The following is a 14126-nucleotide window of genomic DNA, read 5'->3' on the forward strand; positions in this document are numbered from 1 at the left end:
CCTGCGGGGGCTGGCACCGCGGATGGCGCACCGTCCGGGTGATTTCCGATCCCGAGTTTTTCGAGGATCTTGGAGAAGAAGCTCATGTCGTTTCCTTGCAGTGGGTGGAAGCGAGACCATAGAAGAGAGACACGATCCAACGTGTAGGCAAACGACTGAATCATCCGCGAGCTTGACGAGGACGTGAAGCCCAACCCTGGCGTGACCCGCCGCCCTGGTACCTGAGCCCGAGTCAGCCTTGAACGAGCACCAACGCAGCTTCCTCATACTGGCGCTTCAGAACCCAACAGCAGCCTCCACGACGGCAGCAACACGGGGCGCGCTAGGCCTCGGTTAGACGCTCACCCATCACACAATCTCCCTCAGCCTCCCCTGCCCCACCCCGCGCAGCGTGTGAAACAGTAGCCACGCAACCACGATCGATGCAAAGGCGAGCAGCAGCGCAGCCAGGCCATCGGCGACGCGCGACCGGAAGGCGGCGGCGATCTGCAGCGAGGCGATCACGCACGCCGCGAGCGGGAAGCTGGTGGCCCACCAGATCGTCTTGAACGGCGCACGCCATGCGCGGCGGAGCTGGGCGACGAGTACGACGAGCAGCGGCAGCGCGGCACCGAACAGGCCCAGTGCCAGCAGATCACTGTGGCCGCCGGAGAGCGCGGCGTGGCTCGATGCACCAACGGCTGCGGGCGCCACCAGGATCAGCAGGGTGGGCTGCATGGGGGCTGGCAACGGTGTGCCGAACAGCAGTCGCGCGCCGACGGCGGCGAGCAGCAGCACGGACATCGCCAGGCCGACTGCCCAGCACAGCGTCAGCGCCGCATGCCACGACGCTGGCAAGTGCAGCGCTGGGGCCGCAAGGGGCACGTCGAGCAGGCCAACGGCCGGGACGATCCAGGCCGGGGTGGCGCTCTCGCGAGCTTGCCGCAGGCCTGTCGCCCACCGGCCGGCCACCGGCACCATGAAGACGAGCATCAAGACGGCTCCTACCACCCACAGGGCGCGCGCGAAGGCGAGCGACAGCGGCGCAAGCACGATGGGCAGCAACAGCAGGTTGGCGATGAACAGACCGAACATGTGGCCGGCAACGGGGTGCTTGAATTCAGCGCGCACGGCATCGGGCGCGAACGCCGCCTTCACGCCATAGGCGGCCAACAGCACGGCAAAGGCCAGGCCGGCCACCGCCGCGATGCACTGCGAGATCGCCTCGGGAACGCCGAAGCGCACATGCGCCAGGCGCCAGGCCACGCTCAGGCCGGTCAGGCCCATGCTGGCCCCGAACAGCGCGACGGGGAGGTAATGCATCGGACGCGCGCCCGTGGGCGCCGTGGTGAGGGTGCTCGCGTTCATGTTGATTCGCCTCCAGTGGGGATGGCTCCATTCTGGGAAGCGCGGCGCCGGGCACCAACGAGGCGCGGTGAAAGTGACCATTGCACGGCGCGGTGGACTGCTTGGCGCATCGCCGGCATCACAGACACTTCCTCCATGGACCAGTTGCATTCCCTCCGAGTGTTCGCCGCCGTCGCCGAGGCGGGGGGCTTTGCGGGCGCGTCACGCAAGCTCAACCTGTCACCCGCCAGCGTGACGCGCGCGGTGGCCGACCTGGAGGGGCACCTCGGCGTGCCGCTGTTCACGCGCACGACGCGGGTCGTTCGGCTGACGGAGGCAGGCGCAAGCTACCTCGACGACTGTCGGCGCATCCTGGCCGACCTGGACGATGCGGACAGCGCCGTGGGCGGCGTGCACGCGACGCCGCGCGGCCGCGTGGCGATCACGGCGCCCGTCCTGTTCGGCAACCTCTACATCGCACCTCTGATTGCCGAGTACCTGGGCCGCTACGCGGAAACCCAAGCGCTGTGCCTTTTCGAGGACCGCATGGTGAACATGGACGACGAGGGGGTGGACGTGGCGGTGCGCCTGGGCGACCTGCCCGACTCCTCGCTGCAGGCGACGCGCGTGGGCACCATCCGGCGGCTGCTGGTCGCTTCGCCGGGCTACCTCAAGCGCCGCGCCGCGCCGCAGCACCCGAGCGAGCTGGTCGACCACACCATCATCTCCGCCACGGGCGTCACGCCCACGGCGCGCTGGCGCTTCAAGGACGACAGCGAGCCGCTGGTGTGCGAACTGCGCCCCGCGCTGATGACCACCACCAACGACTCGGCCATCACGGCGGCCATCGCGGGCTTCGGCATCACGCGCATCATGTCCTACCAGGTGACCGATGCGTTGCGCGACGGTCGGCTGCAGGTGCTGCTGCCCGACTACGAGCCCGGGCCCGTGCCGGTGCATGTGCTGCACCGCCAGGGGCGGCGCCCGAACGCCAAGGTCCGGGCGCTGCTGGACTTGCTGATCGAGAGACTGCGGGCCAACCCCGCGTTTCGCTGACGCCTCACCGTCTCCGTTACACGCTCAGTTGCGAACCTTGCGCGCCAGGAAGTCGCGCATCAGCGCCGCGATTGCTGCGCTGTCCTCCTCCAGCGCGAAGTGCCCCGTGTCCAGCAGGTGCAGCTCGGCCTTAGGCAGGTCGCGCAGGTAAGGGTGGGCGCCGGCCGGCGGGAAGATCTTGTCGTTCTTGCCCCAGGTGATGAGCATGGGCGGCTGATGCTCGCGGAAGTAGGCCTGCCATTCGGGGTAGCGGCCGGGGTTGCTGCCATAGCTGTGGAACAGCGCCAGCTGGATGTCCTTGTTGCCGGGTCGGTCCATGTAGGCCTGATCCAGCACCCAGGCGTCGGGGCTGAGGTTGGCCGCGTCGCGCACGCCTTCGGTGTACTGCCAGCGCGTGGTGCCCAGCTCCAGCGCTGCGCGCAACGGTGCGGCATTGGCCTCGGTCTTGTTGGCCCAATAGGCCTTGATCGGCTTCCAGAAGTCGTTGTCCAGGCCTTCGTCATATGCATTGCCGTTCTGCACCACGATGGCCGAGATGCGCTCCGGGTGCGCCGCGGCAATCCGGTAGCCAATGGGCGCACCGTAATCCTGCACGTACAGCGCAAAGCGCGTGAGGCCCAACACCTGCGTGAACCTGTCCATCACCGCGCCCAGGTGATCGAAGCTGTACTCGAACTTGTCCATCGGCGGCATGTCGCTCTGGCCGTAACCCGGGTAATCCGGCGCGATCACGCGGTAGCGGTCGGCCAGGCGCGGGATGAGGTTGCGGAACATCTGCGACGAAGTCGGGAAACCGTGCAGCAGCAGCAGCACCGGCGCATCCTTCGGCCCCGCCTCGCGGTAGAACACCTTCACGCCGTCGATCACGACGCTGCGGTACTGCACGTTCGCGGCAGTCGCCACATTGGCTGATGCCGTGGTGGAAGGCGCCGCGTTCGCGGCGAGCGGCGCCAGGGACAAGGCAATCGCTGCGGCAGCGATGCGGGTGGCAAGAAACGTCTTCATGTTGAACTCCAGATCGAGGGGTCTCGGGTGGAATTCATTCTGGGGACGGCCTCCCACCGCACCAATCCAGCGGCGCGAAAGTGACCCTTTCACGCCGCATCGGAATGGCCCTCGACGGCCCTCTCTTCACTTGCCTCGTCGTCGCCCGAGCCAAAGAGCATGACCCATGCGAGCGGCAATGCCCGACTAGCTTCGGCACCGCGACAGCTTCGCAGACTGCATGCCCGCCACTTTCCGCCAGCGTTGTCATCGCTGGGGCATGCGCACCATACTGGTGTAAACCCAAATGACATCGATAACATTTGTCCGCACAGTCCGGCCCATCGACAGTCCGGTGACCGCGCCCGGCTCTCGAAAAACGCCTACATCGACGACTGGAGACAAGCCATGCACCGCGCCAGAGCCGCATCACGCCACGGTGGCCGCCCCGTCGACGCCCTCCTCCTCCCGCACCCGATTGCTCCGGCTGGCCACGGCAATCGCGCGGCGGACAGTGCGGCGCTGCCCCGCGACTGGGGCGAGAGCTTCTTGCCACCCGAACAAGGCTGGGGTGAGGACGCTAACGCGATCGCGGCTCGCCGCCGACCGCACGAGCCCGGGACCACCCGGGCGGCGGCGAGTAGCAGGTGCAGGAGGGCTTCGCTTGGACACCCGTCGCACAAGCGTGGGACAGGTCGGCAAAGACCTTCATCGCTGATGACGCCCCTGCCGAACCTTACCCTTCAGTCCAGCGGCACGAAATGGCCAAGGCCGTCGGCGTGTAAGCGATTTCAATGTCCCTGAAATGAGGCTGCTGCCAAAAAACGGTGCATCGATCGCCATTTGCAGACGTAGGCTGCGCACCCCGAGCAGTTTGAGCGAGGAGCATTTGCATCATGACGAGCGCACCCGTTGACGAAATGGCCTACGGCCCGGTGACGCAATTGCTTCGGAAATGGTCCGACGGCGACGGCCAGGCGTTCGAGCGCCTGATTCCGCTTGTGTATGACGATCTGCGTCATCTCGCGCGCCGCCATCTTCGGCACGAGCGCTCGGGCCACACGCTGCAGGGCACCGGCCTGGTCCATGAGGCGTTCCTGCGCTTGTCGCAGGAGCGTGAAGTGCAGTGGCAGTCACGCTCTCAACTGTTCGCGCTGGTCTCCAAGCTGATGCGCCACATCCTGGTCGACCATGCTCGCGCACGTCAGGCCGGCAAACGCGGCGGTGGCCAGATCGCCGTGAGCCTTGACGAGCTTCATGAAGTGCCGACCGATTGGGACCAATCGGTACAGGCGGGCGAGTTGGCGATCAACATCCTAGCGCTCGACCAGTGCCTGCAGCGGCTGGAGCGTCTGGACCCGCAGCAGAACCAGGTTGTCGAGCTCCGCTACTTCGGCGGCCTCAGCATCGACGAGACCGCCGAGGCGCTGGGGATTTCTCCGGCAACGGTGAAGCGCGAATGGGTGACGGCGCGTGCCTGGCTGCTGCGCGAGATGGCGTGGCCGGCTGCGGGCGTCCCGCGGCGCGGCAACCTGCCCGCCGTCGCGCCTGCATGAGCTCGAACCGTCGTCCCAGGAAGCACCGCCCTTGAGCGCCTCGATAGACGTCGAACTCTGGCAGCGTGCCAAGTCGATCGTGGCCGACGCCATCGAGCGTCCGGCGCACGAGCGCAAGGCTTTCGTGCGGCAAGCCAGTGCTGGCGATTCGGCGTTGATGCGCGAGGTTGAAGAACTGCTTGAAGCCGCCGGCATTGCGGCAAGCGCGTTGGACGAGCCGCCCGCCGAGTTCATGCTCGAGGCGCTGGAGCAGCGCGCCGCGGGCGCATGGGTCGGGCGAACGCTCGGCGCCTACCGGCTCGTGTCGCTGATTGCGCGGGGAGGCATGGGCGAGGTGTATCTCGGTGAGCGCGCGGACGGCCAGTACGAGCAGCAGGTCGCGGTCAAGGTGATGCGGGCGGACGCCGACCAGGCGGTGGCCCTGGAACCGTTCTGGGCCGAACGGCGCATGCTTGCCTCGCTGGATCACCCCAACCTCGCCAAGCTGATCGACGCCGGTGTCACCGGCGACGGTGCGCCGTGGTTCGTGATGGAACTCGTTCAGGGCGACGCCATTGACACCTACTGCGACGACCGCGGGCTCGGGGTCGACGAACGGCTGCGCCTTTTCGTCACCGTCTGCCACGTGGTGGGCTACCTGCACCGACGAGGCGTGGTGCACCGCGATCTGAAGCCGAGCAACATCCATGTTCGCGACGACGGCACGGTGAAGCTGCTGGATTTCGGCATCGCTGAGCAGCTGTGTCCGGCGCCGGCCGACAACAAGCGCACAGGGTGGGCCTATCGCATCCTGACGCCTGAATACGCCAGTCCCGAGCACATCCGCGGCGAGCCGGTCACGCCGGCGAGCGACGTCTACTCGCTGGGCGTGGTGCTGTACCGCCTGCTGGCTCGAACCAGCCCCTACGACGCCGGTGACGGTTTGCTGAGTCAGGCGATCTGCGAGCACGCGCCCCCCTGGCCGAGCCGCGCGGTCGACGCCACCTTGAGCGACGCCCGCACATTGAAACGGCAACTGCGCGGTGGCCTGGATGCGGTGGTGATGAAGGCGCTGCACAAGTCGCCGGCCATGCGCTATGCCTGCGCGGAGGAACTGGCGGACGATCTCTCCCGGCACCTGCAAGGCCTGGCGGTCGAGGCCCGGCGCCACGCCTGGCGCTACCGCATGAGCCGCTTCCTGCGACGCCACCGTCTGGCGCTCTCCGCGTCGCTGCTGGCCCTGTTCGCCGGCGCCACCGTCGTGGCCTATGAGGTGTACGAAGCGCGCCGGCAGAAGGCCCGTGCGGAGCAGCACTTCGCCGACGTCCGCAAGCTGGCCAACATCATGCTGCGCGACCTGCAGAAAGCGATCGCCCCGCTGCCAGGGGGCACGGCGGCGCGGCAAATGGTCGTGCAGAACGCGCTGGACTCGCTGCGTCAACTGAGCGTCGAAGCCAAAGGCGATGACGAACTGCAGATCGAGCTGGCCAGCGGCTACCGCAGCATCGGCGACATCCAGGGCCGCCCCTATTCGTCCAACCTCGGCGACCCGAAAAGTGCGCGGGAGAGCTACGACCGGGGCATCGCGTTGGTGAAGGATCTCGTCGGCAACCCGCGCGTCGCGGAACCGACGCAATCCCACGCCGTGGCCGCGCTCGCCCAGCTCTATCAGCGCAAGGGCACGCTGCTGGGCTCCCAGGATGACGATGCCGAGGCCGTGTCGCTGGTGGCGAAGGGTGTCGCGTTGATGGACCAGCTGGCCTCGCGTGGCCCGCTTGATCAGGACCTGCAGTTCACCCATGCCGCCATGCATTCCCAGCTTGCGCAGGTCCAGCGTTTCGTCGACAAGGTGGAGCCGTTCTTCAAAAGCCTGGCAACCGCCCGCCGGCTGTACCTTGCCATCCTGGCAAGCCGCCCGGGTGACGAGGCCGCCGTGTCCGGGCTCGCCACCACGCATCTGGAAGAAGGCACTTATTACTTCGAGCGCGACGAGGACCCAGCGACGGTTCAGCTGGCCATCACCGCGTTCCGACGCGCCCTTGAGCTGCAAGGGCCGATCGTGCAAAAGCATGGCGACGATGCGCGCCTGAAGCGCAATTTCGCGGCCCACAACGCCAACCTGGCCGCGGCGTTGATGCGCGCGAAGCAGCCGCGCGACGCGGCCGATGCGTACCGGCAGGCGGTGCAGATCCTCTCCGAACTGAGCGGCAGGGATCCCAGCAACGCGCAGCTGCGCGCCGAGGTGGCCATCGTCACCGGCTCGATGAGCCGGGCGCTGCTGGCCAACGGTGATGCCGTCGCCGCCGTGGCAGCCGCGCAGCAGGCGGTGGATGGCTACAAAAGCCTGCCCGAGGGCTCGCTGCGCGACCTGAACACCCGCTACAAGCAAGGTGTCGCCCATTACCTGCTGGGCCAGGCACTGGCCGCCGGCCACCAGAACCAACGGGCATGCGCCGCGTGGCGAAGGAGTCTGAGCATCCTGCGAGAGGTGGAGAGCCACAACGGCCTCAGTCGGACCGGCACCACCCCGGACGTCGTGTCGCAGTCACTGCAAAGCTGCGGTTCGTCGCCAGTCGACTAAAGCGTATCCAGCTGAAACGCCATGAGCCGGTCGCTCGGCGTTTCTCGCCTTATGCGGTATCTGGAACTGGTGCGCAGCCGAGGTGTGTGGCATGGGAATGTTGACGTCTTTGGGAGCGGCGTTCCGCCGTGACGACTACGCTGTACCGCCGGGAGCAGGCGGCGCTGCGCCGGTCTTGCTGCACGACGAGCCGCCGGGGGTGGAACGAGACCTGACGCAGCCGCGGCTGCAGCCGGCGCTGCTCGTCGAGCTGATGGCAGCCGAGACGCCGGCGTTGCGCCAGCGCTCGGTGAAGGCGATGCTGCAGTCGCTCGGCTTCGAATGGCTGGGCTACGGCTGTTTCAGCCAGGCCAGGGACCGGCCCGTGCCACGGTCGTTTTGCACGACCTACGCCGATCCGGCCTGGACGGAACACTATTTCACCCAGTCCTACCACCTGGTCGATCCGCGGCTGCAGCGCGTCCCCGAGTCCGGCTTGCCGGCCATGTGGACGCTGGAAGAACTGGAGGCCGAGGCCGAAACGCCTTCCTATCTGCAAGGCCTGCGCCAGCGCTTCTTCGACGACTTGCGCGCCACCGGCGCTGGCAGCGGCGTGATGATGGGTCTGCCCAGCATGCCGGGCCGTGATCGTCACATCGTCAGCCTGATATCGAAGCGATCGGGCCGCGACTGGATGACCGATGCCGTGTTGGGCCAGGTCCTGACGCTGGCGCTGTGCCTGCACGAGTTCTACAGCCGCTACACGCTGGCGCCGCAAGCGGACGGCCTGAGCGGTGCGGCCGGCGCGCTGACGCCGCTGCAGTCCGAGATCCTGGCGGGGCTGGCGCGCGGCCTGCCCGACAAGCTCATTGCCGCACAGCTCGACCTGTCGCTGCACAACGTCGACTACCACATGCGCCAGCTGCGCAAGCGCTTCGGCGTGCGCAACCGCCTGCAGCTGATGCAGGCCGCGCTGGGGCCAACGCCGCACGTCGCCTGACGTCACGACGGCGATTCGCAAGCGCGCTGCGCCGACTGAGCGCGCCGGCGCAGCGCCGCGCCCAAAGGAGCACGGTCGCAGCTCATCACTTCGGTGGGTGATATCCATCGGGCAGCACCAGCACATCGCCCACTTCGATGTAGTTGGGGTTCTGGCCGCCGCGCGCGTTGATGGGCCGCTCGTCGCTCTCCATGCGGTCGTTCAGCCACAGGTTGTGGTCATAGATCCACTCCACGACCTTCGGGTCATTGCCGGCAATGCCCCAGACGCTCTCGTTCTCCTGCACGGTGTAGGTATTGCTGCGCGCGGTCTTGGATGTGTCGGTCGGCGTCGCAGGCTTGTCGTCGGGCTTTGGCAGCGGTGGTGGCGCCATGCCGTGCGCGTGCAGCCAGTTCTTCAGCCCCTGCCCCCCGCGGGCGGACAGGGGGATGTTGATGTCGGCCATGCAATGGATCTCGCGCGACTTCGGGTTGTAGTCGATGAAGTAATGCCCTTTGTTGGGGTCGTTGACCTTGGCGGCGCCAGAGGCGGCCGCAATGTCCTTGTCGTAGACCCAGCTGCCCCCGCGGTAGTAGGTCTGCGTCATCGGGTCCTCGAAGCGCTTCTTGTCCTTGTTGTAGGCCACGCTCGAATAGGACAGATCCACCTTGGTCGGGTCCTCGGGCAGAGCCAGGAAGGCCTCGTAGTGCTCCGGTGCGCGCTTATCGGCGTCGTATTCAGACGCCTGGCGCACCTGCTCCAGCCGACCCGTGCGTTGCAGTTCGTTGACCCAGTCGACAAACTTGTCGGGGTCGCCACTGGCATCGCTATAGGCATCCAGCAGCCCCTCGGCCAGCGATTCACCACTGAGCCAGCGGTTGAAGTTGGCCTTCAGCAGGTCACGGTCGGCGAGGTTGTCTGCGGCGTCCGGGTGCATGCCGGCGGCGGAGAGGTAGTCGCGGTCCACCGCTTCCAGCTGCTTGTGGATCTTCTGTTCATTGCCGTACCAGTTGATCAGGTCGGTGGCCGTCCAGGCCATGGTGGCCAGCCAGCCGGCAGGGCCAGCTTCCATGAAGGGCAGCTTCTTGGCCATCTGCTTGCCGATGAATTCGTAGAAAGTGGACGGCGCCATCACGGTCTTCAGGCCGAAGCGGGTCAGGGCGTATTTGTCGACAAACTTCTCGACGGCCAACTGTGCGCCCTTGATCGGGCCATCCCGCGTCACGGCCGTGCCACCCGTTGCGGCGATGCGTTTGGCCTCCTCGGTGGTGACCAACGGGTCCTTGAGCAGGTTCCAGGCCCCCTTGAACTCGAGCGTCGAGATCGCGACATCGTTGGACAGGTTGACCGTGGCGGTCCAGAAGTTGCGCTGGTCGACCGGCTTGCCGTCCTGGAAATTGTTGACCTCGCTGTTGACCCGGCTCAAGTCCCACACCGCGGCGTCGGCGTGCAGCAGGCCGAAGAAGCCGATGGAACGCCATTCGGCGGTGCGGGTGAACTCGCTGCCACGCCGGATCGTCTCGACACTGGGCAGGCCCTTGGTGTCGTTGAGGATCTGCTGCATGCCCGGCGGCAGTGCCTGCGCGCCCTTGTGCGCCAGCGCGGCACCGGCCTCCAGCACCTTGATGCCCGCGAAGCCCCCCACCAGCCCCAGCAACACCGGCTTTCGCCAGGACTGGCTCGCGTCGAAATTGACGTTGTGATAGAGATAGTCGGTGAACCACAGCTGCGTGACGCCCACCGCGCCCCAGCTCGCCGCAGCCGCCGGCCCGTGGTTGCCCAGGCGCGCGTAGCCAGCACCGTACTTGCCCTTGAGCTTGTTGTTCTCGATGGCGTTCTCGGCGAAGTCGCCGGTCCACTGCAGATAGAGATTCACCGGCACCGGCCCCAGGGCCGCCGGCGGCGCGATGCCGGCGTCGCGCATCCAGTTCAGCGATGAATGCACCGCCTGCTCCTTGATGCGGGTGGAGGCGGCATCGCTGCCCATCAGCATGGTCTTGGTGTAGTCGTCATCCATCAACGACGTGCGCTTGTCGTTCACCTGGCTGAAGCCGTCCTGCTTGCCCAGCTTGTCGTCCGCGCCATAGAAAGTGACCATCTCGCTGTCGCGCAGCAGGCGGTAGCCGCGCGCGTCCAGCGCCTGCTTGCCGTCCTGAAAGTCCTTGGCGAAATCGGGATGCTGCTTGATGACGGCCTGCATGGCCTTTTGCTGCTGCTCCTCGGTCATCAGCTTGCCGAATCGCAACTGCGGCACTTCCAGGGCAGCCATCTTCTTGTGCTGGTCCTCGAACAGCTGGCGCGAGTTCTTCTTCAGGTCGTCCAGCCCCTGTGACGTGCTTTGCAGCGTTTCCTTGGCGAGGTCGACCTTGTGCCCACCGGCGGGGCCCCAGTCCATCTTGAACTGGAAGTCCTTCTCCTGCCGGGCCGTCTCCAGCGCCAGCGTCGCGCCGGAGCCGTTGGCGATGGCACGCTGGAAGCCGCCATTGAGGCGGCCCTGTTGTGGTCCCCAGTTCTCGACGATGTTCATCGTGAAGGCCTGCCCGGCGGACTCGACGGCCTTCTGCACCTCGTCGGACTCCCAGGCCATCGTCGGCTTGCCGTCCGCTGCATTCCCGGTCGGGTGCGAGCCGGCCGCCGCACGGTCGATGACCGTGCTGACGCCACCGATGATCTCGTCGAAATCCTTCAAGCCGTAGCCCAACAGCATGTCGTTGTCCATGCCGCGGAAGGACTTGAAATCGTCAGGCGTGCCATCAATCGTCATCAGCTCCGCGGAATGGTCGCCATGCAGCGAGACGTCGTCGATCACCTTGTCCAAGGTGCCGTTGCTGTTCGGGCCGAACAGCTTGTTGACGATGCGCGCCGTGATCTCAGGCGTGAGTTCCGGGTGCTTGGCCGGGTCCGTCAGCTCCATCAACTTGCGCGTGGCCGCCGTGGCGGGCGCTGCATAGTTCTTGTCCCTTCGGTAGGTGTCCCCGTACTCGTCCTTGTAGTCCTTGACGCCCTTGTCGTAGGCATCCGTCACGGCCTGGGCCGATTCGTTCACATAGCTGTCGACGAGCTTCTTGACGCCCGGGTCCGACATCACCAGCTCGCGGATCTGCAGGCTGGTTTCGGGCGGCATCGCCTTGCCGAGAGCGAGCATCTGGTCGGTGGTGCCGCTGGCATCCTGCGTGTGGCTGATGATGCGGGCCGCCGCGGCCATGCGCGCCAGGTCCTCGTCACCCAGGTAGCGGTCGACAAGGCCCATCGCGGCATCATCGATCGCCTTGTCGCGCGCTGCGCCGGCCGGCTCGCCCGCCGTGGCCAGGGAGATCTCGTGGCCCAGGGCCTCCATCGCCGCATTGCGCTTGGTCTCGTAGGTGGCCAGGGCCGACTTGTAGGCGCCGTCGTCGGTGTGCCCGGTCGCGTTGAGCTGGGCCTGCAGCGTCGTGACCTCGTCGGTTGCGCGGTGGAATTCGTAGAGCTTGTTGCCGGTGTCGCGCTGCTGGGCGTTCTCGGTCTTGACCGTCTTCAACGCGCTGTCGACCACCATCTGGGCCTCGGGGTCGTCGCGGAAGCGCTTGGCGATCTCGTGCGCCGCATCTTCGGTGGCGACGGCGTTCTTCGGATCGGCCTTGTAGGTCTGGCGCAGCTCCGCCGCGATGGCCTGCTCGCTCTTGGCACGCTCCCGGATCGTCAGGTTGGCCGCGCTGCGATAGGCCTGCGACGCCTTCTCGTAGTCCTCGGTGCCAGGCTTGTATTTGGCGAGCTCGCCTTCCTTCTTGCGCGCGTCGAGCAGCAGCTCGTGCGACAGGCCGACCTCGTCGTCCGTGTAGGTCTTCATCGCCGCCAGCTCGGCGGGTGAAGCGCCCGGCACGCCCGACGGCTGCGGAACGCCCGCGATCAGGCGGACCGTGGCGGCCAGCGCGTCGGGCGGCGCCGCCAGCACCGAGCCCGGCTGCGCGTTCTGCGGCGATTGCAGCGCGAACAGCACCGCGTCGTGCAGCGCCCCTTTGCCGGCGTTGTGCGCGCTCAGGGCGTCGCCAAACAGGTCGAGCCGGTCGGCACCGCCGCCCGGCGTGGCTGCCGCAGCCAGATGGTTCAGCAGCGTCTGCGCGAGCTGCCGCGCGTGCGCCGGGTCGCCAGCGGCATCGGCAGCCGTGGCCAGGTCGTCGACCAGCGCGCGGTACTCCGCCTTGTCGTCGATGCCCGTGGTCTTGCCGGCCTGGCCATCGGCCGGCAGGTCGGTGTGGCGCGCCTGCTGGCCCGCCGTCTCGGCAAGCTTGCTGATGACCGGCTGGGCCTTGTCCATCAGCTGTTTGCGCTGCTCGGGGCTCAGGCTCGTGTCTCCCATCGCCTGCGCGAGCTGCTGGGCAGCGGTGGCTGCGCCGGACTGGGCGTAGACGTCCTGGATCTGCTTGGCATAGCCGTCGACGTCATGCTTGGCGACCGGCAAGCCCTGCGTGGGCCGCAGGGACAGTGGCGGATTGCCGCCGAGGGTCGGCTTCGGCTGCAACGGTCCAAGCCCCGGCGACAGCGGGCTGCCGCCAAGCGAGGGCGTGGCGGGTAGCGGCCCGAGCCCGTTGAGGAACGGCGACCCGCCGTTGAAGGGGGTCGCGGCCGCCAAAGGGTCGTAGAAAGCGTAGGTCGCCCTGGCCTTGTCGACCTGCTTCTGCGCATCCTGCGTGGCGGCCGAGGGCGCCGATGGGGCACGGTTGTCCTGCGCGTCCTTCCACCGGGCCTGGGCGAGGCCATGCTCCTTCTCCTTGAACACGGCCTGGGCCTCGGCCTTGAGTGCATCCGCCTGCTTGGCCTTCAGTTCGGTCTTGGCCTTGGCGACCTTGTCCTCGTCCTGCTGAGCGTGGGTTTCTCGTGCCTTGGCCTCGGCATCTATCGCAGCCTGGCGTGCGGCTTCGGCACGGCGCTTCGCCTCTTCGGCCACGCGGCGGGCTTCCTCGGCGCGGCGCCGTGCTTCCTCGGCGGCGCGACGTGCGGCTTCCTCGGCACGGCGGCGCGCTTCCTCGGCCGCCTGTGCGGCGTCGTCCCGGCCGACGAAAGAACTGGACCCGATGGCGTCAAGCATGCAATCACTCCTGGTCTTGATCTGGTGGGCCTCGCGGCCCGGCAATGCACATTAGTTGCCGTGCCCCTGAGCTCGCAACTACGAGTCCACGGAAACGGTCAGTGCCGAGTGGCTGGGCTGTGGCTGTTTCAATCGGGTCGGGAAGCGGCCGTGCCCCACGCCCTGCCGGCAAGGCACGGACTGCTCACCTCATCACTTCGGCGCGTGGTAGCCCTCTGGCAGCACCAGCACGTCGCCCACCTCGATGTAGTTGGGGTTCTGGCCGCCGCGCGCGTTGATCGGGCGCGTGTCGCGCTCCATGCGCTCGTTGAGCCACAGGTTGTGGTCATAGATCCACTGCACGAGCTGGGGGTCGTTGCCGGCAATGCGCCAGGCGCTCTCGTTGGCCTGCACCGTGTAGGTGTTGCGGCCCGCGGTCTGCGAGGTGTCGGCTGGCTGGTGCTGGACGGGCTCCGGCTGGGGTGGCAGCGGCATGCCGTTCGCGCGCAGCAAGTCCGTCACCGCCCGGCCGCCATGCGCGGACAGCTTCACGCCGTAGTCGGGGAACATGATCTGGCACAACTTGGTGTCGTAGTAGTTGAAGTGCGTGGTCGATGGGGGCAGGCACCGCACGCCGCCTGA

General features: G+C 67.2%; 8 protein-coding genes. 4 read left to right on the forward strand and 4 right to left on the reverse strand.

Features of this window, described 5'->3' with window-relative positions; translation table 11 throughout:
* Nucleotides 1-348: 348 nt before the first annotated feature.
* The gene (locus tag AC1D29_RS22725; protein WP_477901715.1) at nt 349-1347 is read right to left on the reverse strand and encodes an SLAC1 anion channel family protein; all 999 of its coding nucleotides are present in this window, start codon (nt 1345-1347) and stop codon (nt 349-351) included.
* Between the two features lie 135 nt (nt 1348-1482).
* On the opposite strand from AC1D29_RS22725, the gene AC1D29_RS22730 reads away from it, so the two are divergent.
* On the forward strand, nt 1483-2382 hold the full coding sequence (locus tag AC1D29_RS22730) for a LysR family transcriptional regulator (protein ID WP_477901717.1): 900 nt from the start codon (nt 1483-1485) through the stop codon (nt 2380-2382).
* 24 nt (nt 2383-2406) lie between these two features.
* Here the strand turns inward: AC1D29_RS22730 and AC1D29_RS22735 are convergent, their stop codons facing one another.
* Nucleotides 2407-3387 carry an alpha/beta fold hydrolase gene (locus AC1D29_RS22735; RefSeq protein ID WP_477901719.1) on the reverse strand — a complete coding sequence of 327 codons (981 nt, stop codon included), beginning with the start codon at nt 3385-3387 and terminating at the stop codon, nt 2407-2409.
* Between the two features lie 875 nt (nt 3388-4262).
* On the opposite strand from AC1D29_RS22735, the gene AC1D29_RS22740 reads away from it, so the two are divergent.
* The 3 genes from AC1D29_RS22740 to AC1D29_RS22750 all read left to right on the forward strand — a co-directional run bounded on the left by AC1D29_RS22740 (nt 4263) and on the right by AC1D29_RS22750 (nt 8461).
* Complete coding sequence (locus tag AC1D29_RS22740; RefSeq protein WP_477901721.1) at nt 4263-4922, forward strand: sigma-70 family RNA polymerase sigma factor; 660 nt, start codon at nt 4263-4265, stop codon at nt 4920-4922.
* A gap of 31 nt (nt 4923-4953) precedes the next feature.
* Nucleotides 4954-7482 carry a serine/threonine-protein kinase gene (locus AC1D29_RS22745; protein ID WP_477901723.1) on the forward strand — a complete coding sequence of 843 codons (2529 nt, stop codon included), beginning with the start codon at nt 4954-4956 and terminating at the stop codon, nt 7480-7482.
* Nucleotides 7483-7681: 199 nt separating this feature from the next.
* Entirely contained in the window at nt 7682-8461 is a 780-nt protein-coding gene (locus AC1D29_RS22750; protein ID WP_477901725.1) for a helix-turn-helix transcriptional regulator, read from the forward strand.
* Between the two features lie 85 nt (nt 8462-8546).
* On the opposite strand, the gene AC1D29_RS22755 is transcribed toward AC1D29_RS22750, so the two are convergent.
* Nucleotides 8547-13505, reverse strand: a complete 4959-nt coding sequence (locus tag AC1D29_RS22755) for a LysM peptidoglycan-binding domain-containing protein (RefSeq protein WP_477901727.1) — start codon at nt 13503-13505, stop codon at nt 8547-8549.
* Between the two features lie 192 nt (nt 13506-13697).
* The gene (locus AC1D29_RS22760) at nt 13698-14117 is read right to left on the reverse strand and encodes a LysM peptidoglycan-binding domain-containing protein (protein WP_477901729.1); all 420 of its coding nucleotides are present in this window, start codon (nt 14115-14117) and stop codon (nt 13698-13700) included.
* Nucleotides 14118-14126: the final 9 nt, after the last annotated feature.

This window comes from Roseateles sp. P1_C6, from assembly GCF_056406315.1.